The following is a 22517-nucleotide window of genomic DNA, read 5'->3' as shown; positions in this document are numbered from 1 at the left end:
CCCGCCCGGCAGGCCCGTCGTCGATCATGTCTTCCTCTTCGTTGCGTCAATCGTTGCGTCGTTTGTGGGCGCTGGACAAGTTCAGCTACAGCATCCGGGTATTGATCGCCCTGACCGGCAGCATGGCGCTGTGCTGGTACCAGGACCAGATGAACCTGCTGATCCCACTGTTCCTCGGCATCATCGCCAGCGCCCTGGCGGAAACCGACGATAGCTGGCAGGGCCGCCTCAATGCCCTGGCGGTGACCCTGGTGTGCTTTACCGTCGCCGCGCTGTCGGTGGAACTGCTGTTCCCCTACCCGTGGATCTTCGTGATCTCCATGGCCCTGGCAGCCTTCAGCCTGACCATGCTCGGCGCCCTGGGCGAGCGCTACGGGGCGATTGCCCAGGCCACGCTGATCCTCTCGGTCTACACCATGATCGGCGTCGACCAGCGCGGTGGCGAAGTCGCCGACTTCTGGCACGAACCGCTGCTGCTGGTGGCCGGCGCAGCCTGGTACGGGCTGCTCTCGGTGCTGTGGCAAGCCCTGTTCTCCAACCAGCCGGTACAGCAGAGCCTGGCGCGGCTGTTCCGTGAACTGGGCACCTACCTGAAGCTCAAGGCCACCCTGTTCGAGCCGATCCGCGGCCTGGACGTCGAGGCCCGCCGCCTGGAACTGGCGCAGCAAAATGGCAAGGTGGTGGCGGCGCTGAACAGCGCCAAGGAAATCATCCTGCACCGGGTCGGCAATGGCCGGCCCAGCTCGAAGGTCAGCCGTTACCTGAAGCTGTACTTCCTTGCCCAGGACATCCACGAGCGGGCCAGTTCGTCGCACTACCCGTACAACGCCCTGACCGAAGCCTTCTTCCACAGCGACGTGCTGTTCCGCTGCCAGCGCCTGCTGCGCCAGCAGGGCAGCGCCTGCCAGCAGTTGTCGACATCGATCCAGTTGCGCCAGCCCTTCGTGTTCAACAGCAACTTCGCCGAAGCCCTGGAAGACCTGCATGCCTCGCTGGAACACCTGCGCATCCAGAGCAACCCGGCCTGGCGCGGCCTGCTCCGCTCGCTGCGGGCATTGGCGGCCAACCTGGCGACACTGGACCGCCTGCTCAGCGATGCCAGCAATCCGGACAACCTGGCCGACAACACCGACTCCAGCCTGCTCGACCGCTCGCCACGCAACCTCAAGGACGTCTGGACCCGCCTGCGCCTGCAACTGACGCCCACCTCGCTGATCTTCCGCCATGCCCTGCGCCTGCCCCTGGCGCTATCGATCGGCTACGGCATGGTGCACCTGATCCACCCGACGCAGGGCTACTGGATCATCCTTACCACCCTGTTCGTTTGCCAGCCCAACTACGGGGCGACACGGCGCAAACTGGTGCAGAGGATCATCGGTACGGCCATCGGCCTGACGGTAGGCTGGGCGCTGTTCGACCTGTTCCCCAGCGCGGTGATCCAGTCGCTGTTCGCGGTGGCGGCAGGGGTGGTGTTCTTCGTCAACCGGACCACCCGCTATACCCTCGCGACAGCGGCGATCACCCTGATGGTGCTGTTCTGTTTCAACCAGATCGGCGACGGCTACGGCCTGTTCCTGCCGCGCCTGTTCGATACCCTGGTGGGCAGCCTGATCGCGATCCTGGCGGTATTCCTGTTCCTCCCGGACTGGCAGGGCCGGCGCCTGAACAAGGTGCTGGCCAATACCCTGACCTGCAACAGCCTGTACCTGCGCCAGATCATGCAGCAATACGCCCGGGGCAAGCAGGACGACCTCGCCTACCGCCTGGCCCGGCGCAACGCGCACAACGCCGATGCGGCACTATCGACCACGCTGTCGAACATGCTCATGGAGCCCGGCCACTTCAGGAAAGAGGCCGATACCGGCTTCCGCTTCCTGGTGCTCTCCCATACCCTGCTCAGCTACCTCTCCGCCCTTGGCGCACACCGCGAAAGCACCCTGCCCGCCGAGGCCCACGCGCAATTGATCGATGGCGCAGCGGCGAAGCTGGCGGCGAGCCTCGACGAGATCGCCACGGGCCTGGCCGGCAAGCAACCCGTGGCGATCCATAGCGATGCCGAGGAAGCCCTGGCCGCCGAGCTGGAACAGATGCCCGAGGAAATGGACGAAAACCTGCGTACGGTCCAGACCCAACTGGCACTCATCGCCCGTCACCTCGGCCCCCTGCGCACCCTGGCCGCTCACCTGATCAAGGGGACTCCGGCCTGAAGGCAAAGTGCTCGAGGATCTTCGCGTAGCTGCCATCGGCCTTCATCGCGGCGATGGCCTTGTCGAACCCGGCAACGATCTGCTCGTGCCGCGGATGCTTGAGGCTGACCAGGATATGCAGGCTGTTCTCGCTGACCGGCTTGCCGAAGAACTCCACCAGGTCCTTGGCGTTGCTGCGCTCCTGCTGCAGGAACCAGCTGGCGACATATTCGTCCTCAACCGCCAGCGACACCCGTCCTGCCGCCAGCATGCCGATGGCCACCGGGAAACTGCGCACCGGGACCTTCTGCAAACGCAGGTCGTTATCGAAATCGCTGGAATAGGCGTAGTCGCGGACCACGGCGATGGAATGCGGGTAGAGGTCGGACAGATGCTCGTAGTGAATCGCGTCGGTCTTGCGCTTGAGCAGGCGGATGCGGTTGGCCAGGTAGCCGTCGGAAAACTGGCCGATGCGCGTTCGCGAGTCGTTGTACCAGGCGTTGATCAGCACGTCGTAGCGTCCGTCGCCAATCCCCACCAGGGCCCGTGCCCAGGGCACCTGCTCGAAGTCGCTGGCATAGCCGGCGCGTTCCAGCGCCGCCTTGACCAGCGCCGTGGCCAGCCCGCCCTGCTCCATGCTGGCATCGGTGAAGGGTGGCCAGGCGTCGGCGACGAGGCGGAGTTTTTCGGCGTGAACCGGGGTAACTGACAACATTCCAAGCAAACACAAGACTCGGAGCAAGGGCATGCTCAAATCCTATAGCGGAGGGCTCCGCGTTGTGGTTTGACCGCTGGGAAGTGCAATGTCGCTAACTTACACAAACATCCATCCGGGTGGGAGAAGCAAATAATAGCCATGTGCCTCTATTCCTGCCGGTCTTGCGCACACTTTTACCTTCGACTGGATAGCGCAACGGGCTATCCTCGGACGCGTACCCACTGAGAGATGCCTACATGTCCATCGACTGGCTTTGCAAACATCATACCGACCTGGGCAAGGAACAGCTCTACGCCGTGCTTCGGTTGCGCAACGAAGTGTTCGTGCTGGAACAGAAATGCCCGTACCAGGACCTGGACGGGCAGGATCTGTCCGGAGACACCTGCCATTTGATGGCATGGCAGGATGATCAGCTGGTAGCGTATTTGCGCCTGCTCGACCCGACGTCCCAGGGTGGCGACGTGGTGATCGGCCGTGTGGTGATCGCCGAAGCAGGGCGTGGCCAGGGGCTGGGGCATGAGCTGATGGTACGGGCGCTGAAGGAAGCCCAGGAAAACTGGCCGGACGTACCGGTCTACCTCTCGGCCCAGGCGCATCTGCAGGGGTATTACCGCAAGCACGGGTTCGAGGTGGTGGGGGAGGCCTATCTGGAAGACGGGATTCCGCACATCGGTATGCGCAGGACCTGAAGCGGATCGTGGTCAATGTGGGAGCGGGTTCACCCGCGATTGCTGTAGTGAATCCAACATCGCAATCGCGGGTGAACCCGCTCCCACAAGGGATCTGTGCAGGCCTGGAAGATCAGGGATACCCCAACACCTCCCGAATCACCCGCAGGTTCTGGATGATCCAGCCCTTGTCGATCGCCCCCCAATCGCGGATCCGGTAATTCCCGGCGTGATTGCGCGCCCCTACCTCCTGCTCGAATTCGCAGACGATGTCCAGGTCCGCCAGCGCCGCGATGGTGTCCTGTGCGGTGCGCCGGGGCATGCCGGTAGCGGCCATCAGCGCGGGGACGCTGGCGGCGGTCTGGCTGTCGATCAGCCAGGCGACGTACAGCCGACGGTAGAAACTGCTCTTGGTCTTGCTCACTTCCATGCAAAGGCTTCCTTGACTCACTGATTGCCCGGCAGGTCGCGCCAGGTCAGGTAGACACGCAGGTCGAACTCCAGTTGATGGTAGCCGGGCTGCATGTATTCGCAGAGCTGGTAGAAGGCCTTGTTGTGCTCGGCCTCCTTGAGGTGCGCCAGTTCGTGCACCACGATCATCCGCAGGAATTCCGGCGCCGCGTCGCGAAACAGCGAGGCGATGCGGATTTCCTTCTTTGCCTTGAGCTTGCCACCCTGCACCCGCGACACCGCGGTGTGCAGGCCAAGGGCGCGGTGGGTCAGGTCGAGGCGGTTGTCGAACAGCACCTTGTCCAGGTTCGGCGCATTGCGCAGGTGCTCCTGCTTGAGTGCCTGGGCATAGCCGTACAGCGCCTTGTCGCTCTGCACCTCATGCCGGCCGGGGTAGCGCTTTTGCAGGTAATCGCCCAGCTGATTGCGGGCGATCAACTGGCGCACCTGGTCTTGCAGGGCGGGCGGGTAGGCTTGCAGGTACTTGAGGACGGTCATGGCTGCGGCGAACGACGGAACGAAGGCGGCAGTGTACCCAACTACAACGACTGCCAGTCAAAAAACACCGGGAAGCGCCCCGCTTCCTCGGCGGTGACCGGGCGGGCCACAAGGAACCCCTGCACATACTGGCAGCCGTGCTCACGCAGCCAGTGCGCCTGCTCCAGGGTTTCCACGCCTTCGGCGATCACGCCGATGTTGTATTGCCGGCAAAGCTCGATGACGCAGCGCACCAGCGCCATGTTGGCTTCGGATTCGGGCAACAGCGCCACCAGGTGGCGATCGAGCTTGAGCGTGTCGATGGGCAGGTCGCGCAACAGGCGCAGCGAGCAGTTGCCGGCACCGAAGTCATCCAGCGCGACACGCACGCCCAGCTCACGCAATCGATGCAACTGGCGCAGGGCCAGGTCGATATCGTCGGTCAGCGAGGTTTCGGCGATTTCCACTTCAAGCTGACGGGGCGCCAGCCCCACGGCGGCGATGACCTGAGCCAGCTCCTCGACCAGGTTGGGCATGCCGAACTGCACCTTGCTGAGGCTGATGCCCAGGGTCAGTTCGTCGGGGAAATGCCCGCACCACAAGCGCCGCTGTTCGGCGCCCTGGCAGTAGATCCAGCTGGACAGGCGGTTGATCAGGCGCGCTTCTTCGAGCAGCGGCAGGAACAACCCCGGCGGTACGTCGCCGACACTCGGGTGGCGCCAGCGCAGCAGCGCCTCGAAGCCACGCAGGCGGCCATCGGCAAAGGCCACCTGGGGCTGGAACACCAAGGTGAAATCCTGGTTGTCGACAGCCGCGCGCACGCTGTCTTCAAGCATCAGCCGCGAGCGCGCGCGGCCGTTGAGGTCATCGTCGTAATAGCGGTATTGCTGGCGGCCGGCCTGCTTCGCCGCGTACATCGCCGTGTCGGCGGCACGCAACAGGTTGTCCAGGTTGGCGCCGCAATCGGGGTAGACGGCGATGCCGATGCTGACCCCGAGGATCACCTCCAACCCGTCGATGTGCTGGCGGATGGACATGCGCTCGATGCACTTCTCGGCGAAGCGGGCCGCCTGCTCCGGGTAGTCGAGGTCGTCGAGCAACGCGGTGAACTCGTCGCCGCCCATGCGCGCCAATATGCCGTGACCGCCCAGGCAGTCCTTCAGTTGCTCGGCGACCCAGTGCAGCACCTGGTCGCCGGTTTCATGACCGAGGGAATCGTTGACCCGTTTGAAGCCATCGAGGTCCAGATACATCAGCGCATGATGCTTTTCCGAATGCTCGCTGCGCACCAGCGCGCTTTCCGCCGCCTGGTAGAAGCCGCGGCGGTTGAGCAGACCGGTCAGCGGATCGGTGACCGCCTGCTGTTCGAGCTGCTGGTGCAGGCTGCGTACCACCGACATGTCCAGGACGGTGACCACCATGGCGCGCTGCTCCCCCGGCAACGCCGCGCACGACAGCGCCACCGACACGGCCTGGCCATTGCTGGTGCGCAGTACCGCGTCATGCAGTCGATAGATATCGCGCTCCAGGTAGGCCAGGTAGAAGGCCGAGTCCCGCCATTGGTTCGCCGTCGGCGAAAGCACGAAATCCAGCAGGCACGCTCCCTCCAGTTGGTCAACGGAAGCCATCAGCAGGCGGGAAATGGCCGGGTTGGCAAAGCGGATGGTGCCGTTCTCGGCCACCACGAGAATGCCTTCGGCAGCGTTTTCCAGGACCGAGGCATTGAAGGCACGGGCCACTTCCAGATCGCGGGTCAGGCGCTGCAAGGCGCGGCGGTTGCGCTGCTGTTCGAGCAGGGCCTGCACCTTGGGCTTGAGAATCTGCGGATCGAAGGGCTTGAACAGATAATCCACGGCACCGCTGGCGTAGCCCTTGAGCACCGCAGCCTGGCTCTGTTCGTTGGCCGTGAGGAAGATGATCGGCGTCAGGCGGGTACGCTGGCTGCCGCGCATCAGGCGCGCGACCTCGAAGCCGTCCATGCCCGGCATCTGCACATCGAGCAAGACCAGATCGACTTCATGTTCGAGCAAGGTACTCAGCGCCTCGATGCCCGAGCACGCCGTCAATACTTGCCAATCCTGACGGGCCAGCAAGGCACGCATGCTGGTCAGGTTTTCCGGGTAGTCATCAACCACCAACAGTGTTGACGCTTCCTCTTGTGCAGGGGTTTGAGCGCATTCCATGCTGCTTCTCTATGTGGCAACGAGCGTCAGTCTTTCAATTGAAATTCTGCCGCTTTCCACTCTAGACCCGAGTGTTACAAATCTAAAGCTGGCACAAAGCCAATAGATCGTTCGCCGACTAACGGTCTGTCCAGAAGTAATATGACTGCCGCCTCGATCCCTGTGGGAGCTGCGGTTCTGAGCGTTTTCGCAGGCGATAAAAAAGGGACTGCACAGGCAGTCCCTTTTCATCACGCAAGCCGAACTCAGTTGACCTTGGCGGCCAGTTCGCCCTTGGCGTAGCGCAGGTACATTTCGTCCAGCGAGACCGGTTTGATCTTCGAAGCGTTGCCCGCGGTGCCGAAGGCCTCATAACGCGCGATGCAGATGTCACGCATGGCTTCGACGGTCTTGGCGAAGTATTTACGCGGGTCGAACTCGGACTTGTTCTGCTCCAGGAAGCGACGGATCGCACCCGTGGAGGCCAGGCGCAGGTCGGTGTCGATGTTGACCTTGCGCACGCCGTGCTTGATGCCTTCGACGATTTCCTCGACCGGTACGCCGTAGGTTTCCTTGATGTCGCCACCGAACTCGTTGATGATCGCCAGCCAGTCCTGTGGCACCGAGGACGAGCCGTGCATGACCAGGTGGGTGTTCGGGATGCGCTGGTGGATCGCCTTGATGCGATCGATCGCCAGGATGTCGCCGGTCGGCGGCTTGGTGAACTTGTAGGCACCGTGGCTGGTGCCGATGGCGATGGCCAGGGCGTCGACCTGGGTTTTCTTGACGAAGTCGGCAGCCTCTTCAGGGTCGGTCAGCATCTGGCTGTGATCCAGGATGCCTTCGGCGCCGACGCCGTCTTCTTCACCGGCCTGGCCGGTTTCCAGGCTGCCCAGGCAACCCAGCTCACCTTCCACGGAAACGCCGCAGGCGTGGGCGAAAGCCACGGTCTGCTGGGTTACGCGGACGTTGTATTCGTAGTCGGACGGGGTCTTGCCGTCTTCACGCAGCGAGCCGTCCATCATCACCGAGCTGAAGCCCAGCTGGATCGAACGCTGGCACACGTCAGGGCTGGTGCCGTGGTCCTGGTGCATGCACACCGGGATGTGCGGGAACTCTTCGATGGCGGCCAGGATCAGGTGGCGCAGGAACGGCGCGCCGGCGTATTTGCGGGCACCGGCCGAAGCCTGGACGATCACCGGGGAGTCGGTCTTGTCGGCCGCTTCCATGATGGCGCGCATCTGCTCGAGGTTGTTGACGTTGAAAGCCGGAACGCCGTAACCGAATTCGGCGGCGTGGTCCAGCATCTGGCGCATGCTAATGAGTGCCATTGTGTATCTCTCTCCCGACAAGCGTCGTTATTTCGTGCAAGCCTGCCGCAGCGGCGGTTGCTGTTCAAGTAGTGTGGGCCGGCACGCAAGGCCGGCCCGGCCAGTCACGGTGCCTTGCAGCCCCGCCCTATCAAATCGTCGGTTGCGACCCAGTACACCAGACCCTCGTCGCCCTTGGTGTGGAAGGCCAGCACGCCGTCGCTGTACAGCGCCCCGGAAGCCGCCGGCTCGGGCTTGAGCCGGTAGACCTGGTCGCCGCCGCCAAGGCGTACGTCCATATCGTCGCCCACTGCACGCCAAAGCACCTGGGCCTTGCTGTCGCAGATCCAGGTGGTCCAGTTGTCGGCCACCGGGGGAGCGGACCTGAAGCTTGCGCATCCCGCGAGTAACGCCAAGGCCATCACGGCCAGAACGCCTTTCATTCCCTTCCTCCAGCAGACCACAAAGCAGGCGACAGGTTGACCTCAGCCGATCAAGGGCAACCCTTGGCCTGGCGCTGATGTTCTTCGTCGTATTTTTCCAGGCCGTCCGGACCGACGCGCTTGCTGATCACCGGTACGGTTTCGGCCTGCCATTCGGACTGGTAGCAGCCGCCCTTGACGGCGGCCGGCTTGTCGGAAGCGGACTCGGGCGCGCTGGAGCAGGCGCCCAGCGCGGCGGTCATGACCATCAGGGACAGTCGCTTGATCATCGGTTCGCTCCCTTTGCCAGTACCCCGGCGACTCAGGCCTTGGCCCGCTGTTCCAGCACTTCCACGGCCGGCAGGACCTTGCCCTCGACGAATTCGAGGAACGCGCCGCCACCGGTAGAAATGTAGGAGATATCAGCGGCCACGCCATATTTGTCGATGGCTGCCAGGGTGTCGCCACCGCCGGCGATGGAAAACGCGGCGCTGTCGGCGATGGCCTTGGCCAGGGTCTTGGTACCGTTGCCGAACTGGTCGAATTCGAACACGCCGACCGGGCCGTTCCACAGGATGGTCTTCGACGACTTCAGCAGCTCGGCGAACTGCGCGGCAGTCTGCGGGCCGATGTCGAGGATCATGTCATCGTCGGCCACGTCGGCAACCGCTTTGACGGTGGCTTCGGCGTCTTCGGCGAAGGCCTTGGCGACTACCACGTCAACCGGCAGCGGCACGTTGACCTTGGCGGCGATGGCCTTGGCGGTCTCGACCAGGTCGGCTTCGTACAGCGACTTGCCGACCTTGTGGCCAGCAGCGGCGAGGAAGGTGTTGGCGATGCCGCCACCGACGATCAGCAGGTCGCAGACCTGGCTCAGGCTGTTCAGCACGTCCAGCTTGGTGGAAACCTTGGAACCGGCAACGATGGCGGCCATCGGCTTGGCCGGGGCCTTCAGGGCCTTGCCCAGGGCGTCCAGCTCGGCCGCCAGCAGCGGTCCGGCAGCAGCGACCTTGGCGAATTTCGCCACGCCATGGGTGGAACCCTCGGCGCGGTGCGCGGTGCCGAAGGCGTCCATGACGAATACGTCGCACAGTGCGGCGTATTTCTGCGCCAGTTCGTCGGCGTTCTTCTTCTCGCCCTTGTTGAAGCGCACGTTCTCGAACAGCACGACGTCGCCGGCCTTGACCTCGACGCCGTCCAGGTAGTCGGCAACCAGCGGCACTTCACGGCCCAGGGCCTTGCTCAGGTAGTCGGCGACCGGCTTCAGGCTGTTCTCGGCGGAGAATTCACCCTCGGTCGGACGGCCCAGGTGCGAGCAGATCATCACCGCCGCGCCCTTCTCCAGGGCCAGCCTGATGGTCGGCAGCGAAGCGAGGATGCGCGCGTCGCTGGCAACCACACCGTCCTTAACAGGGACGTTGAGGTCTTCGCGGATCAGTACGCGCTTACCTTGCAGGTCGAGGTCGGTCATCTTCAAAACGGTCATGAATGCAGTCCTTCAGGGCTGTTTGCTGGTGGTGCGTTGGCGGTTGTCCACGACGCGCAGAAAATGATCGGCAACGTCGAGCATACGGTTGGCGAACCCCCATTCGTTGTCGAACCAGGCCAGCAGGTTCACCAGACGGGGGCCGGAAACACGGGTCTGACTGGCATCGACGATGGCCGAATGCGGGTCATGGTTGAAATCGCAACTGGCGTGGGGCAGCTCGGTGTAGGCCAGGAGCCCCCGCAGCGGCCCGTCCAGGGCAGCTTCGCGAAGCGCCTGGTTGACCTCGGCAGCCGTGGTATCGCGCCTTGTCTGCAGGGTGATGTCCAGGCATGACACGTTCACCGTCGGTACACGCACGGCTTTGGCCTGAATTCGCCCGACAAGTTCCGGAAGCAGGCGCTCGATGCCGCGGGCAAGACCGGTGGACACCGGGATCACCGACTGGAAGGCCGAACGGGTGCGGCGCAGGTCCTCGTGGTGATAGGCGTCGATCACCGGCTGGTCGTTCATCGCCGAGTGGATGGTGGTGATCGACACGTAGTCGATGCCGAACGCCTGGTCCAGCACCCGCAGCAGCGGCACGCCGCAGTTGGTGGTGCAGGACGCGTTGGAAACCAGGGTCTCGCTGCCATCCAGGCAATCCTGGTTGATGCCGTAGACCACCGTGGCGTCGACATCGGCTTCGCTGGCCATGGGTTGCGAGAACAGTACCCGCGGCGCGCCGGCGTCTAGGAAGCGCTGGCCATCGGCACGGGTGTTGTAGGCCCCGGAGCATTCCAGCACCAGGTCGACGTCGAGCGCCGCCCAGTCGATGCCCTCGGGAGTGGCACTGCGCAGGACCTTCACGCAGTCGCCATTGATATGCAGACAGTCGCCATCGACCCTCACCTCGCCGGGGAAGCGGCCATGGGTGGAGTCGAAGCGCGTCAGGTATTCGAGGCTGGCCTGGTCGGCCAGATCGTTCAGCGCGACGATCTCGAAGCCCGCCTTCGCCCCGCGCTCGACGAGTGCGCGCAAGACGCAACGGCCGATACGGCCATAACCATTGAGTGCAACTCTGTAGGGACGCGGTTGGGGCATTGGGGGCTCACGGAACGGATTAGCGGCGCAAGCCGCAGGACTGGCGTCGCCTCAATCGCGGGCAAGCCCGCTCCCACAGGGTTTGCGGCCACTGCGGGAGCGGGCTTGCCCGCGATTGCGAGCGACAGCGCCCGCGGATGTATTACATCAGTCTTCCAGCAGCTCTTCGGCAGTGCCCAGGATGTTTTCCAGGGTGAAGCCGAACTCCTCGAACAGTGCGCCGGCCGGAGCCGATTCACCGTAGGTGGTCATGCCGATGATGCGACCTTCCAGGCCGACGTACTTGTACCAGAAGTCGGCATGGGCGGCCTCGATGGCGATACGCGCACCCACCTGCACCGGCAGAACCGATTGCTTGTAGGCGGCGTCCTGGGCATCGAACACGCTGGTGCTCGGCATCGACACGACGCGGACCTTGCGGCCCTGCTCGCTCAGCTTGTCGAACGCCTGGACGGCCAGGCCCACTTCGGAACCGGTGGCGATCAGGATCAGCTCGGGCTCGCCGGCGCAGTCCTTGAGGACGTAGCCACCACGGGCGATATCGGCGATCTGCTGGGCGTCGCGGTCCTGGTGCTGCAGGTTCTGACGCGAGAAGACCAGCGCCGAAGGACCGTCCTTGCGCTCCAGGGCATGCTTCCAGGACACCGCCGATTCGACGGCGTCGGCCGGACGCCAGGTGTCCAGGTTCGGCGTGCCGCGCAGGCTGCTCAGCTGCTCGACCGGCTGGTGGGTCGGACCGTCCTCGCCAAGGCCGATGGAGTCGTGGGTGTAGACATGAATGACGCGCTGCTTCATCAGGGCCGACATGCGTACCGCATTACGGGCGTATTCCATGAACATCAGGAAGGTCGCGCCGTACGGAACCAGGCCGCCGTGCAGGGCGACGCCGTTCATGATCGCGGTCATGCCGAACTCGCGCACGCCGTAGAACATGTAGTTGCCGTTGGCGTCCTCGGCGCTGACGCCCTTGCAGCCTTTCCACAGGGTCAGGTTGGAACCGGCCAGGTCGGCGGAGCCGCCCAGCAGTTCAGGCAGCAGCGGGCCGAAGGCGTTCAGGGTGTTCTGGCTGGCCTTGCGGCTGGCGATGGTCTCGCCCTTGGCCGCGACTTCGGCGATGTAGGCAGCGGCCTTCTCGGCGAAGTCGGCAGGCAGGTCGCCGTTCAGGCGACGCTTGAGCTCGCTGGCCAGCTCAGGGAAGGCCGCGGCGTAGGCGTCGAAACGCTGGTTCCACTCGGCTTCGGCCTTGGCACCGGCTTCGCGGGCGTTCCATTCGGCGTAGATGTCGGCCGGGATTTCGAATGGACCGTAGTTCCAGTTCAGTTCCTTGCGGGCCAGGGCGATTTCGTCGTTGCCCAGCGGTGCGCCGTGGCAGTCTTCCTTGCCCTGCTTGTTCGGCGAGCCGAAGCCGATGATGGTCTTGCAGCAGATCAGGGTCGGCTGCTCGCTCTTGCGGGCGGTCTCGATGGCGGTCTTGATCTCGTCGGCATCATGGCCGTTGACGTTGCGGATGACCTGCCAGTTGTAGGCTTCGAAACGCTTCGGCGTGTCGTCGGTGAACCAGCCTTCGACTTCGCCGTCGATGGAAATGCCGTTGTCGTCGTAGAAGGCGATCAGCTTGCCCAGGCCCAGGGTACCGGCCAGGGAAGCGACTTCATGGGAAATGCCTTCCATCATGCAGCCATCGCCGAGGAACACATAGGTGTTGTGGTCGACGACCTTGTGGCCTTCACGGTTGAACTGGGCACCCAGGACCTTTTCCGCGATGGCGAAGCCGACGGCGTTGGCCAGGCCCTGGCCCAGCGGGCCGGTGGTGGTCTCGACGCCCGGGGTGTAACCGAACTCCGGGTGCCCCGGGGTGCGGCTGTGCAACTGGCGGAAGCCTTTCAGATCGTCGATCGACAGGTCGTAGCCGGTCAGGTGCAACAGCGAATAGATCAGCATCGAGCCGTGGCCGTTGGACAGGACGAAACGGTCGCGGTCGGCGAAGGACGGGTTGGCCGGGTTGTGCTTCAGAAAATCACGCCACAGCACCTCGGCGATATCCGCCATGCCCATGGGGGCACCGGGGTGGCCGCTGTTGGCTTTTTGCACGGCATCCATGCTCAGTGCACGAATGGCGTTGGCACGCTCACGACGGCTCGGCATCGCTTGTCTCCTGGAACTTGAAAAGGAACTGACGGAAAAAAGGCGGCTATTTTCGCCCAGGCATACCTTCCGGGGCAATCACGGATGGTCGAAGTGGAACGATTTTCCTGCGATCGACGGCCGATTCCCTGGTTTGACCGACGAAACAGCCGAAAACAGCGGCCCGGCCGGGGCTTTTCCCTCCGCTCATCGCGCAATATCAAAACTTTTTGATATTGAACTTGCGACGCCCGCTGGCCCTGACTAGACTGCCGCCCCTATGAATAGCCCCGTAACCGTTCCCGATCAGCAGCAAAGCGAACGCCTGGCCGCCCTGTGCAAGGCCGGCGGCGACTCCCTGCGCCTGAACGTGTTGCGCGCCCTGGCCAACGATTCCTTCGGCGTGCTGGAGCTGGCGCAGATCTTCGCCATCGGCCAGTCAGGCATGAGCCACCATTTGAAGGTGCTGGCCCAGGCCGAACTGGTGGCGACTCGCCGCGAAGGCAACGCGATCTTCTACCGCCGCGCCCTGCCCGACAGCCTCGGCCTCGGCGGCAAGCTGCACGCCGCGCTGCTCGAGGAAGTCGACGGCCTGCCGCTGTCCGGCGAGATGCAGGCGCGGATCCACCAGGTCCAACAGCGCCGCGCGGCCACCCGCCAGGACTTCTTCCTGCGCGTCGAAGAGAAGTTCCGCGCCCAGCAGGACCTGATCGCCGGCCTGGCCCAGTACCGGGAAAGCCTCCTGGCCCTGCTCGATAAACTGAGCTTCGAACCTGGCGCCACGGCCCTGGAAGTCGGCCCGGGCGACGGCGAATTCCTGCCCGAGCTGGCCCGGCGCTTCGCCCGGGTCACCGCGCTGGACAACAGCCCGACCATGCTTGAACTGGCGCGCCAGGTGTGCCAGCGCGAGCGCCTGGCTAATGTAAACCTGCAATTGGCCGATGCCCTTGGCAATACCGAAGGCCAGGCCGATTGCGTCGTGCTGAACATGGTCCTGCACCACTTCAGCGATCCGGCCGCCGCCCTCGGGCAACTGGCCGAACGCGTCAAACCAGGCGGCAGCCTGTTGCTTACCGAGTTGTGCAGCCACGACCAGGGGTGGGCCCGCGAAGCCTGCGGCGACCTCTGGCTGGGCTTTGAACAGGACGACCTGCTTCGTTGGGCGTGCGCTGCGGGACTGGTTCCCGGAGACAGCCTCTATGTAGGCCTACGTAATGGTTTCCAGCTCCAGGTCCGCCATTTCCAGCGACCGGCTGGCAACACTCACCATCAGTAAATTCAGGAACCCGTCGAGATGAGCGAATACTCCCTTTTCACCTCCGAGTCCGTATCTGAAGGGCATCCGGACAAAATCGCCGACCAGATTTCGGACGCGGTGCTGGACGCCATCATCGCGCAAGACAAATACGCCCGCGTAGCCTGCGAAACCCTGGTGAAGACCGGTGTCGCAATCATCGCCGGCGAAGTCACCACCTCGGCATGGGTCGATCTGGAAGACATCGTCCGCAACGTCATCACCGACATCGGCTACAACAGCTCCGACGTCGGCTTCGACGGCGCCACCTGCGCAGTCATGAACATCATCGGCAAGCAGTCCGTGGACATCGCCCAGGGCGTCGACCGCAGCAAGCCGGAAGACCAGGGCGCCGGCGACCAGGGCCTGATGTTCGGCTACGCCAGCAACGAAACCGACGTGCTGATGCCGGCGCCGATCTGCTTCTCCCACCGCCTGGTCGAGCGCCAGGCCGAAGCGCGCAAGTCCGGCCTGCTGCCGTGGCTGCGTCCGGATGCCAAGTCCCAGGTCACCTGCCGCTACGAAGGCGGCAAGGTCGTGGGCATCGACGCGGTGGTGCTGTCCACCCAGCACAATCCCGAAGTCTCGCAGAAAGACCTGCAGGAAGCGGTGATGGAGCTGATCGTCAAGCACACCCTGCCGGCAGAACTGCTGCACAAGGGCACCCAGTTCCACATCAACCCGACCGGCCAGTTCATCATCGGCGGCCCGGTGGGCGACTGCGGCCTGACCGGGCGCAAGATCATCGTCGACAGCTATGGCGGCATGGCCCGTCACGGTGGCGGCGCGTTTTCCGGCAAGGACCCGTCCAAGGTTGACCGTTCGGCGGCCTACGCCGGTCGCTACGTTGCCAAGAACATCGTCGCCGCCGGCCTGGCCGAGCGTTGCGAAATCCAGGTCTCCTACGCCATCGGCGTGGCCCAGCCGACCTCGATCTCGCTGAACACCTTCGGCACCGGCAAGATCTCCGACGAGAAGATCGTCCAGCTGGTGCGCGAGTGCTTCGACCTGCGTCCTTACGCCATCACCACCATGCTCGACCTGCTCCACCCGATGTACCAGGAAACCGCGGCCTACGGTCACTTCGGCCGCACTCCGCAGCAGAAGACCGTCGGCGACGACACCTTCACCACCTTCACCTGGGAACGTACCGACCGCGTTGACGCGCTGCGCGCCGCCGCCGGCCTGTAATACCCGGTAATCGCTTCAGGAAAGCCCCGGCCAGTGCTCTGGCCGGGGCTTTTTGCTTTCTGCGAAACAAGGGCTGACAAAACCGGGCGGGCCATCTAGCACCGGGCTTCCTAGGCTGGCGTGACCTTTCCGAAGAGCAAGGACGCTCCGCATGTCAAGAATCACTGCCCTGCTGCTGTTGTGCTTCAGCCCTTTCGTATTCGCCGGCCACTGTCCCGACTGGTCGGAGAGCATCGCCGCCTCGCGTATCGACCAGTTGCAGGCGCGCATCAGCGAATGGGATGCCGCCTACCATGGCGCTGGCGAATCGAAGGTCAGCGACGAAATCTACGATCAATACGCGGCGCGCCTGCAACGCCTGCGCGCATGTTTCCCGGGAAGCGGGGTGACGCCGGGCAACCCGCTGGCCTCCGCTACCGGGCCGCTGCGTCACCCGGTGCCGCACACCGGGCTCGACAAGCTCGCCGATGAACAGGCGGTCAGCGCCTGGCTCAAAGGCCGTGAAGACCTGTGGATCCAGCCCAAGGTGGATGGTGTAGCGGTCACCCTGGTCTATCGTCGGGGCCGGCTGCTGCAGATCATCAGCCGCGGCGACGGCATCCACGGGCATGACTGGAGCCGGCATATCCCGGCGCTGCCCGCCGGCCTGCGCGAACTGGCCAGCCCACGCGACCTGACGCTGCAAGGCGAACTGTTCTGGCGCGTGGACGGGCATATCCAGGCCCGGGCCGGCAGCCTCAACCTGCGCAGCCGGGTCGCCGGGCTGATGGCCCGGCAGCAGATCAGCAGCGAAGACGCCGCCGGTCTCGACCTGTTCATCTGGGCCTGGCCCAACGGCCCGCAGGATCCGCGCCAACGCTTCGCCCTGCTCGCCAGCTTCGGCCTGCCCAACAGCGAGCGCTTCAGCCAGCCGGTAAAAGACCTCGACGAAGCCGCGCACTGGCGCCAGCACTGGTATCGCTCGCCGCTGCCCTTCGCCAGCGACGGTGTGGTCCTGCAGCAGCGCCGGCAGCCGCCGGGTGCACGCTGGCAAGCGGGCTCGTCGCACTGGAGCGCAGCGTGGAAATACCCTTTCGCCCAGGCACTGGCCGAGGTTCGCGCGGTGGAGTTCCGCATAGGAAGGACCGGGCGTATCACGCCGGTGCTCCAACTGGAACCGGTGCGCCTGGATGATCGCCTGGTCCGCCAGGTCAGTACCGGTTCGCTGCAGCGCTGGAAAGAGCTGGATATCCAGGCGGGAGACCAGATCGTCCTGAGCCTGGCAGGGCTGACGATTCCGCAGGTCGATCACGTCGCACAACGCGGCCCGCGCCTCGCCCCGGCGCAACCACCGAAGGACGGCGAGCACCATGCCCTGAGCTGCTGGCAGCCAACGACGGGGTGTGAAGAGCAGTTCCTCGAACGCCTGCAATGGCTGGCCGGCAAGCGTGGCCTGAACCTGGCAGGCGTCGGTCCCGGGACCTGGCGCAAACTGATGGAAGCCGGGCAATTGAACAGCCTGGCGGACTGGATCACGCTGCAGCCGGAAGACCTGCGCCGTATCGACGGCATCGCCGGGCGCCGCAGCGAGCAGTTGCATCGCACCTTCCAGCAAGGTCGCGAGAGGCCCTTCCAGCAGTGGATACGCGCCTTGGGCGTACCCGCGCCCCGCGCGCTGGACCTGGGTGAGTCATGGGCGCAACTGACCGCGCGGGATGCGCTGCAATGGCAACGGGAAGCAGGCGTGGGGCCGAATCGGGCCGCGCAACTGGTGGCGTTTTTCCAGCATCCGCAGGTCAGGCATCTGGCAGCCAATCTGGGCGATGAAGCGATCCAGGGTTTCTAAATCCCGTCGATCAGGGCAGCATCTCACTTTCTGCTTGCCCGACCACGGAGCTATTAATGAAACCGATTTCCCCACTGGCCCTCTTCACCCTGTGTGCCGTGCTGGCCGCGCCGGCCCTGGCGATCGAGGAACAGCCGGGCCTGACCGGCTGCGCCGCCAAACAGCAGAACATCAGCACCCAGATCGAACAGGCCCGCCTGCACGGCAATACCGAGCAGCAGGCGGGCCTGGAACGCGCCTTGAGCGAAGTGCAGGCCAACTGCACCGACGCCGGGCTGCGCAAGGAGCGCGAGCAGAAAGTGCTGGATGCCCGCCATGAAGTCGCGCAGCGCAAGAAGGACCTGGACAAGGCCATGAAGAAAGGCGACGCGGAGAAGATCAACAAGCGCAAGGACAAGCTGGCCGAGGCGAACAAGGAGCTGCAGGCGGCGGTGGAAGAATTGGAGAAATAGGTTGGCCTGAAGGGCCTCATCGCCGGCAACGCCGGCTCCCACAGGGTTCACTTGTGGAGCCGGCGTTGCCGGCGAAAGGACCGCAAAGCGGTCCCAAGAACATCAATGGTTACGAAATTCCGTATGACAGGCCTTGCAAGCCGCCTCCACCTTGTCCATCGGCCCTTGCACCGCAGCAGCCTGCAAAGGCTGGGCCCTGGTCGCTTCGACCAACTCCCCCGTCGCCTTTTCCAACTGCCGGGCCAGGTCCTGGAAGCGCGCCTGTTTCTCCCAGACATCTGCCCGCGCGCTGGTATCATCCGTCTCCTTGACCTGTGGGAAATGTTTCCACGGCTCGTGGGATAACGCATCGAGCTTGACTGCCCCGTCCGCGAACTTCTGCCCGTCGAACGCCAGGCGCCCGCGCAGCATGCCCCCCATGTCCTCACTGGTCTTGAGCATCTGTTTGAAAATGGCCTTGCGCTGGCCCAGCGGCGAGTCCGGATCGACGCCGCCACAGGCGGTCAGGGTGAGACAGGCCAGCAGTACGACGGAACAACGTTTGAGCATCATGGTCATCGGCTCACGGGAAAAAGGCGGCCAGTATCCTCGCCTGACCGGCAAAGACCAATACCCCTAACAAAACCATGGTTGTTCGCAAACCGCCATCAGCGCGGCAACCACCAAGGAAATACTGCATGAAACTGCCCTTGCGCCGCCTCGGCTGGACCCTCTCCCTTTGCGCCTTGCTCGCCGGCTGCAACGGCGGCGCCCCGGAAAAGTCCAGGCCGCATCCAATCGCCACCTATACCCATGCCACCTGGAAAGACCTGCCGACCGTCAGCGACAGCGACCTGGTGGCCGGCTTCGAGGCCTGGCGCAGCGCCTGCGAGCGTCTCAAGCGCGATGCGGTCTGGGCCGAGACCTGCGGCGCCGCTGCGAGCGTACCGGCCGATGCCCGGCAGATCGGCGAATTCCTCGGCGCACGGCTTGAGGTCTACAGCCTGCGCAACGCCGAAAACAACGCGACCGGCCTGATCACCGGTTACTACGAACCGGTCTATCCGGGCAGCACCAGCCGGACCGAGCAGGCCCATGTGCCGGTCTACGGCATCCCCGAGGACCTGGTGGTAGTGGATCTGGACAGCGTCTACCCGGAACTGAAAGGCAAGCGCCTGCGCGGCCGCCTCGAAGGACGCGTGCTCAAGCCCTACGACACCGCCGAAGTGATCCAGCGCCAGGGCGCCAAGGCACCGGTGGTGGCCTGGTTGACCGACCCGATGGACCTGCAATTCCTGCAGATCCAGGGCTCGGGCCGGGTTCAACTGGAGGATGGCCGCCAACTGCGCCTTGGCTACGCCGACCAGAACGGACATCCGTACCGGCCAATCGGGCGCTGGCTGGTGGAACAAGGCCAATTGAAAAAGGAAGAAGTCACCATGGGCGCCATCCATGCCTGGGCCCAGGCCAATCCGGCGCGGGTTCCGGAACTGCTGGCGAGCAATCCGAGCTATGTATTCTTCGGCACCCGCCCGGACAGCAACGAAGGACCGCGTGGTTCGCTCAACGTGCCACTGACTGCGGGCTACAGCGTGGCGATCGATCGCAAGGTGATTCCCTTGGGCAGCCTGCTATGGCTGTCCACCACCCGTCCGGATGGCAGCCCGGTGGTGCGCCCCGTAGCGGCGCAGGATACCGGCGGAGCGATTACCGGGGAGGTCCGGGCGGACCTGTTCTGGGGTACGGGTGAAGCGGCGGGCAAGCTGGCCGGGGATATGAAACAGGCGGGGCAGATCTGGTTGTTGTGGCCGAAGGGTGCGGCGTTGCCTGCTGTGCCTCAGACCGAAGCCAAGTAAGAAGTTGTTCTTAAGGCCCTCATCGCCGGCAACGCCGGCTCCCACAGGTATCGCGTACACCGCGGGACCTTGTGGGAGCCGGCGTTGCCGGCGATGAGGCCCTCAAGTCAGACCGAAGCGATAAAGAACCCCGCAATCAGGCCAATCCCCACGAACCACACCAGCGAGCGCAGCGCCGCCCAGTCCGCCAGATAGCAAATGATGTAGAGCAACCGGCTGGTGATGAACAACACCGCCAGCACGTCCTGGGTCACCTGTTCGGCATTGCCGACGATATCGGCGATCAGCACTGCGGCGATGAACGCCGGCAGCACCTCGAAACTGTTCATCTGCGCCGCGTTGGCGCGTGCGGGCAGCCCTTCCAGCCCGGAGAGGAAAGTCCGTGGATCATGGTTGTGGCGCAGATTGAAGCCACTGCTGAACTTGGCGATGCTGGTACAGACGTAAGGCAGCATCAGGGCGATCAGTACGCACCAGAAAGCGACGGTCATGGTTCAGGTCCTTGTCAGAATCGAAAAAAGTGCGCTCAGAGCTTCATCACCAGCATGCCGACCAGCACCAGCGCACAGGCTAAGAGCCTGGGCCCGCCAAAAGGTTCTTTGAGGTAGCGCATGCCCATCAGCACCACGAGGATCACGCTGATCTCGCGCAATGCCGCTGCCTCCGCCACCGAGCCCAGATGCATGGCCCACAGCACCAGAGCGTAGCTGAGCAATACGCAGACCCCGACCGCCAGCCCCAGCTTCCATTGCGTGCGCCAGAACTGCACGAACGGCGCGCGCCGGGCGACGCCGGCAATCAGCGGAAACGGCAGGGAAGAGGCCAGCGTCAACCACACCAGGTAATCCAGTGGCTGCGCCCAGCGCCGGATAGCCTGGCCGTCGAGCCAGGTGTAGCTGCCGATGCACAGGCCGATCAGTGCCACCACCGGCAACATGCTCCATGGCAGGCGCTCGCCGCCGCCTCCGCGCCAGAGCAGGCAGGCCATGCCACAGGGAATCAGGAGGATGCCGATGACCTGCCGGTTGCTGAGGTCTTCGCCGCCGAAGAGCAGGGTCAAGGCCAGCACCACCAGGGGCGACAGCCCGCGCATCAAGGGGTAGACCAAACCGAGATCACCCACCCGGTAGGCCTGGATCAGCAGAAAGCGATAGATCAGTTCGCACAACGCCGAGGCCAGCAACCACGGCCAGATGTCCAGCGGCGGTGGCTGGACGAAACCCACCATGAGCAGGGCAAACACCAGTGCCACGCTGTCCATGCTGGCGATCACCAGCAGACGCTCGCCACTGAACTTGACCAGGGTATTCCAGGTTGCATGCAGCAGTGCCGCGACGAGCACCAGGGAAGTCGCTACCACGTCTCGATTCCTTCGCCTTTCACGGACCGGGTCCATTCATCGGACTGCGGAGTTTCAACCAGCCGCAACAAAACAGCCAGCACGTTGTCAATCGCGGCATTGAAAAAAACTGTGTCTTGAGGCGATCAAAAAGCCATCAAACCTTGTGCCCGATGCAAACGGGCACCGATATCGGAAGCTGTTACAGGAATCAGGATGCTCGAATTAGTTGCCGCGTTTATCTGCCTCACCACCCTCCTTACCTATGTGAACTACCGCTTCATCGGCCTGCCGCCGGCCATCGGCGTGATGGTCACCGCCCTGCTGTTCTCCCTGATGCTTCAGGGCCTGAGCCTGATCGGCTTCCCCGGCCTGGAAGAGCGGGTCGAAGGCCTGATGAACCAGATCGATTTCAATGACCTGCTGATGCACTGGATGCTGTCGTTCCTGCTGTTCGCCGGTGCCCTGCATGTCAACCTCGCCGACCTGCGCAGCTACCGCTGGCCGATCGGCCTGCTGGCCACACTCGGCGTGTTGATCGCCACCGTAGTGATCGGCTACCTGGCCCACTGGGTATTCGCAATGTTCGGCTGGAACGTCAGCCTGATCTACTGCCTGCTATTCGGCGCGCTGATTTCGCCGACCGACCCGATCGCGGTGCTCGGTGCGCTGCGTACCGCCAATGCCTCGAAACCCTTGAAAACCACCATCGTCGGCGAGTCGCTGTTCAACGACGGCACGGCGGTGGTGGTGTTCACCGTATTGCTGGGCATCATCCAGCTCGGCGAAACCCCGAGCGTCTCCGACACCGCCGTCCTGTTCGCCCGCGAGGCGGTCGGCGGGGTGATCTTCGGCGCAGTCATCGGCTACGCCACCTACCGCATGATCAAGAGCATCGAGCAGTACCAGGTGGAAGTGATGCTGACCCTGGCCCTGGTCATCGGTGGCTCGGCGATGTGCTACGAGCTGCACGTGTCGGCGCCGATCGCCATGGTCGTGGCCGGCCTGATCATCGGCAACCTGGGGCGCAACCTGGCGATGAACGACATGACCCGTCGCTACATGGACGGTTTCTGGGAGCTGATCGACGACATGCTCAACGCCCTGCTGTTCGCCCTGATCGGCCTGGAGCTGTTGCTGCTGCCGTTCAACTGGCTGCACCTGGCGGCGGGCGGCGTGCTGGCCGTGGCGGTACTGGCTTCGCGTTTGCTGACCGTCGCGCCGGCCATCGTCCTGCTGCGGCGCTGGCGCAGCGTGCCGAAAGGCACCATCCGCGTCCTGACCTGGGGCGGCCTGCGCGGAGGCGTGTCGGTGGCCCTGGCCCTGTCGCTGCCGGTGGGCGAGGAACGGGACCTGTTGCTGTCGATCACCTATATCGTGGTGCTGTCGTCGATCCTGGTGCAGGGGTTGACGGTGGGCCGGGTTGTGAAGGGTGTCAGCGAGCAGCCTGCATCCTGAATAGACCGCTATCGCTGGTCAGCCCCACAGGGTTCAG

The 22517-nt window shown here is 64.1% G+C and carries 21 protein-coding genes; 8 read left to right on the top strand and 13 right to left on the bottom strand.

Annotated elements, in window-relative coordinates:
* Positions 1–26: 26 nt before the first annotated feature.
* Positions 27–2207 carry a YccS family putative transporter gene (yccS, locus tag ACKLLE_RS20410; RefSeq protein WP_420058895.1) on the top strand — a complete coding sequence of 727 codons (2181 nt, stop codon included), beginning with the start codon at positions 27–29 and terminating at the stop codon, positions 2205–2207.
* Here yccS and ACKLLE_RS20405 read toward each other — a convergent pair.
* Positions 2188–2934, bottom strand: a complete 747-nt coding sequence (locus ACKLLE_RS20405) for a substrate-binding periplasmic protein (RefSeq protein WP_064304404.1) — start codon at positions 2932–2934, stop codon at positions 2188–2190. The genes yccS and ACKLLE_RS20405 overlap by 20 nt on opposite strands.
* A 206-nt stretch (positions 2935–3140) precedes the next feature.
* On the opposite strand from ACKLLE_RS20405, the gene ACKLLE_RS20400 reads away from it, so the two are divergent.
* On the top strand, positions 3141–3593 hold the full coding sequence (locus ACKLLE_RS20400; protein ID WP_009399351.1) for a GNAT family N-acetyltransferase: 453 nt from the start codon (positions 3141–3143) through the stop codon (positions 3591–3593).
* A 112-nt stretch (positions 3594–3705) separates the two neighbouring features.
* Here the strand turns inward: ACKLLE_RS20400 and ACKLLE_RS20395 are convergent, their stop codons facing one another.
* From ACKLLE_RS20395 to tkt, 9 genes are all read right to left on the bottom strand, one after another.
* A complete protein-coding gene (locus tag ACKLLE_RS20395) occupies positions 3706–4002 on the bottom strand; it encodes a winged helix-turn-helix domain-containing protein (RefSeq protein WP_064304402.1) in 297 nt (98 codons plus the stop codon).
* Positions 4003–4019: 17 nt separating this feature from the next.
* A complete protein-coding gene (locus ACKLLE_RS20390) occupies positions 4020–4520 on the bottom strand; it encodes a M48 metallopeptidase family protein (RefSeq protein ID WP_420058894.1) in 501 nt (166 codons plus the stop codon).
* 41 nt (positions 4521–4561) lie between these two features.
* A complete protein-coding gene (locus tag ACKLLE_RS20385; RefSeq protein ID WP_420058893.1) occupies positions 4562–6682 on the bottom strand; it encodes a putative bifunctional diguanylate cyclase/phosphodiesterase in 2121 nt (706 codons plus the stop codon).
* Positions 6683–6927: 245 nt separating this feature from the next.
* Positions 6928–7992: a class II fructose-bisphosphate aldolase gene (gene fba, locus ACKLLE_RS20380; RefSeq protein WP_009399343.1), complete on the bottom strand. Its 1065-nt coding sequence runs from the start codon at positions 7990–7992 to the stop codon at positions 6928–6930.
* Positions 7993–8096: 104 nt separating this feature from the next.
* Positions 8097–8414 (bottom strand): MliC family protein, encoded by a 318-nt coding sequence (locus tag ACKLLE_RS20375; protein WP_420058892.1) that lies wholly within the window; start codon positions 8412–8414, stop codon positions 8097–8099.
* A gap of 50 nt (positions 8415–8464) precedes the next feature.
* Positions 8465–8683 (bottom strand): hypothetical protein, encoded by a 219-nt coding sequence (locus ACKLLE_RS20370; protein ID WP_009399340.1) that lies wholly within the window; start codon positions 8681–8683, stop codon positions 8465–8467.
* 32 nt (positions 8684–8715) lie between these two features.
* Complete coding sequence (locus tag ACKLLE_RS20365) at positions 8716–9879, bottom strand: phosphoglycerate kinase (RefSeq protein ID WP_420058891.1); 1164 nt, start codon at positions 9877–9879, stop codon at positions 8716–8718.
* A 12-nt stretch (positions 9880–9891) separates the two neighbouring features.
* Complete coding sequence (epd, locus tag ACKLLE_RS20360) at positions 9892–10962, bottom strand: erythrose-4-phosphate dehydrogenase (RefSeq protein ID WP_009399337.1); 1071 nt, start codon at positions 10960–10962, stop codon at positions 9892–9894.
* Positions 10963–11109: 147 nt separating this feature from the next.
* Positions 11110–13107, bottom strand: coding sequence for a transketolase (gene tkt / locus ACKLLE_RS20355; RefSeq protein WP_064304397.1), 1998 nt, complete (start codon positions 13105–13107; stop codon positions 11110–11112).
* Positions 13108–13366: 259 nt separating this feature from the next.
* Between tkt and ACKLLE_RS20350 the strand changes: the two genes are divergently transcribed.
* The 4 genes from ACKLLE_RS20350 (at position 13367) to ACKLLE_RS20335 (ending at position 17848) form a co-directional block, all read left to right on the top strand.
* Positions 13367–14362: an ArsR/SmtB family transcription factor gene (locus ACKLLE_RS20350; RefSeq protein ID WP_009399335.1), complete on the top strand. Its 996-nt coding sequence runs from the start codon at positions 13367–13369 to the stop codon at positions 14360–14362.
* Positions 14363–14380: 18 nt separating this feature from the next.
* Entirely contained in the window at positions 14381–15571 is a 1191-nt protein-coding gene (gene metK / locus ACKLLE_RS20345; protein ID WP_009399333.1) for a methionine adenosyltransferase, read from the top strand.
* A 151-nt stretch (positions 15572–15722) separates the two neighbouring features.
* Positions 15723–17396 carry an NAD-dependent DNA ligase LigB gene (gene ligB, locus ACKLLE_RS20340; protein ID WP_420058890.1) on the top strand — a complete coding sequence of 558 codons (1674 nt, stop codon included), beginning with the start codon at positions 15723–15725 and terminating at the stop codon, positions 17394–17396.
* Positions 17397–17452: 56 nt separating this feature from the next.
* Entirely contained in the window at positions 17453–17848 is a 396-nt protein-coding gene (locus ACKLLE_RS20335; RefSeq protein ID WP_009399324.1) for a DUF1090 domain-containing protein, read from the top strand.
* A 102-nt stretch (positions 17849–17950) separates the two neighbouring features.
* On the opposite strand, the gene ACKLLE_RS20330 is transcribed toward ACKLLE_RS20335, so the two are convergent.
* On the bottom strand, positions 17951–18400 hold the full coding sequence (locus tag ACKLLE_RS20330) for a c-type cytochrome (RefSeq protein ID WP_420058931.1): 450 nt from the start codon (positions 18398–18400) through the stop codon (positions 17951–17953).
* A 125-nt stretch (positions 18401–18525) separates the two neighbouring features.
* Between ACKLLE_RS20330 and mltA the strand changes: the two genes are divergently transcribed.
* Positions 18526–19683, top strand: coding sequence for a murein transglycosylase A (gene mltA / locus ACKLLE_RS20325; RefSeq protein WP_064305074.1), 1158 nt, complete (start codon positions 18526–18528; stop codon positions 19681–19683).
* Between the two features lie 107 nt (positions 19684–19790).
* On the opposite strand, the gene ACKLLE_RS20320 is transcribed toward mltA, so the two are convergent.
* Positions 19791–20174 carry an MAPEG family protein gene (locus ACKLLE_RS20320; protein WP_064305075.1) on the bottom strand — a complete coding sequence of 128 codons (384 nt, stop codon included), beginning with the start codon at positions 20172–20174 and terminating at the stop codon, positions 19791–19793.
* A 35-nt stretch (positions 20175–20209) separates the two neighbouring features.
* Positions 20210–21043, bottom strand: a complete 834-nt coding sequence (locus tag ACKLLE_RS20315; RefSeq protein WP_279896660.1) for an EamA family transporter — start codon at positions 21041–21043, stop codon at positions 20210–20212.
* A 195-nt stretch (positions 21044–21238) separates the two neighbouring features.
* On the opposite strand from ACKLLE_RS20315, the gene ACKLLE_RS20310 reads away from it, so the two are divergent.
* Entirely contained in the window at positions 21239–22480 is a 1242-nt protein-coding gene (locus tag ACKLLE_RS20310; RefSeq protein WP_420058889.1) for a cation:proton antiporter, read from the top strand.
* Positions 22481–22517: the final 37 nt, after the last annotated feature.

The organism is Pseudomonas bharatica (genome assembly GCF_048586865.1).
Taxonomy (GTDB): Bacteria; Pseudomonadota; Gammaproteobacteria; order Pseudomonadales; family Pseudomonadaceae; genus Aquipseudomonas; species Aquipseudomonas bharatica.
This window is presented reverse-complemented; position numbering and strand designations above follow the sequence as displayed.

Excerpts from the sequence above, each read along its gene's own strand:
- yccS (WP_420058895.1), top strand. The coding sequence starts at position 27 with ATGTCTTCCTCTTCGTTGCGTCAATCGTTGCGTCGTTTGTGGGCGCTG.
- ACKLLE_RS20405 (WP_064304404.1), bottom strand. The coding sequence starts at position 2,934 with ATGCCCTTGCTCCGAGTCTTGTGTTTGCTTGGAATGTTGTCAGTTACC.
- ACKLLE_RS20400 (WP_009399351.1), top strand. The coding sequence starts at position 3,141 with ATGTCCATCGACTGGCTTTGCAAACATCATACCGACCTGGGCAAGGAA.
- ACKLLE_RS20395 (WP_064304402.1), bottom strand. The coding sequence starts at position 4,002 with ATGGAAGTGAGCAAGACCAAGAGCAGTTTCTACCGTCGGCTGTACGTC.
- ACKLLE_RS20390 (WP_420058894.1), bottom strand. The coding sequence starts at position 4,520 with ATGACCGTCCTCAAGTACCTGCAAGCCTACCCGCCCGCCCTGCAAGAC.
- ACKLLE_RS20385 (WP_420058893.1), bottom strand. The coding sequence starts at position 6,682 with ATGGAATGCGCTCAAACCCCTGCACAAGAGGAAGCGTCAACACTGTTG.
- fba (WP_009399343.1), bottom strand. The coding sequence starts at position 7,992 with ATGGCACTCATTAGCATGCGCCAGATGCTGGACCACGCCGCCGAATTC.
- ACKLLE_RS20375 (WP_420058892.1), bottom strand. The coding sequence starts at position 8,414 with ATGAAAGGCGTTCTGGCCGTGATGGCCTTGGCGTTACTCGCGGGATGC.
- ACKLLE_RS20370 (WP_009399340.1), bottom strand. The coding sequence starts at position 8,683 with ATGATCAAGCGACTGTCCCTGATGGTCATGACCGCCGCGCTGGGCGCC.
- ACKLLE_RS20365 (WP_420058891.1), bottom strand. The coding sequence starts at position 9,879 with ATGACCGTTTTGAAGATGACCGACCTCGACCTGCAAGGTAAGCGCGTA.
- epd (WP_009399337.1), bottom strand. The coding sequence starts at position 10,962 with ATGCCCCAACCGCGTCCCTACAGAGTTGCACTCAATGGTTATGGCCGT.
- tkt (WP_064304397.1), bottom strand. The coding sequence starts at position 13,107 with ATGCCGAGCCGTCGTGAGCGTGCCAACGCCATTCGTGCACTGAGCATG.
- ACKLLE_RS20350 (WP_009399335.1), top strand. The coding sequence starts at position 13,367 with ATGAATAGCCCCGTAACCGTTCCCGATCAGCAGCAAAGCGAACGCCTG.
- metK (WP_009399333.1), top strand. The coding sequence starts at position 14,381 with ATGAGCGAATACTCCCTTTTCACCTCCGAGTCCGTATCTGAAGGGCAT.
- ligB (WP_420058890.1), top strand. The coding sequence starts at position 15,723 with ATGTCAAGAATCACTGCCCTGCTGCTGTTGTGCTTCAGCCCTTTCGTA.
- ACKLLE_RS20335 (WP_009399324.1), top strand. The coding sequence starts at position 17,453 with ATGAAACCGATTTCCCCACTGGCCCTCTTCACCCTGTGTGCCGTGCTG.
- ACKLLE_RS20330 (WP_420058931.1), bottom strand. The coding sequence starts at position 18,400 with ATGATGCTCAAACGTTGTTCCGTCGTACTGCTGGCCTGTCTCACCCTG.
- mltA (WP_064305074.1), top strand. The coding sequence starts at position 18,526 with ATGAAACTGCCCTTGCGCCGCCTCGGCTGGACCCTCTCCCTTTGCGCC.
- ACKLLE_RS20320 (WP_064305075.1), bottom strand. The coding sequence starts at position 20,174 with ATGACCGTCGCTTTCTGGTGCGTACTGATCGCCCTGATGCTGCCTTAC.
- ACKLLE_RS20310 (WP_420058889.1), top strand. The coding sequence starts at position 21,239 with ATGCTCGAATTAGTTGCCGCGTTTATCTGCCTCACCACCCTCCTTACC.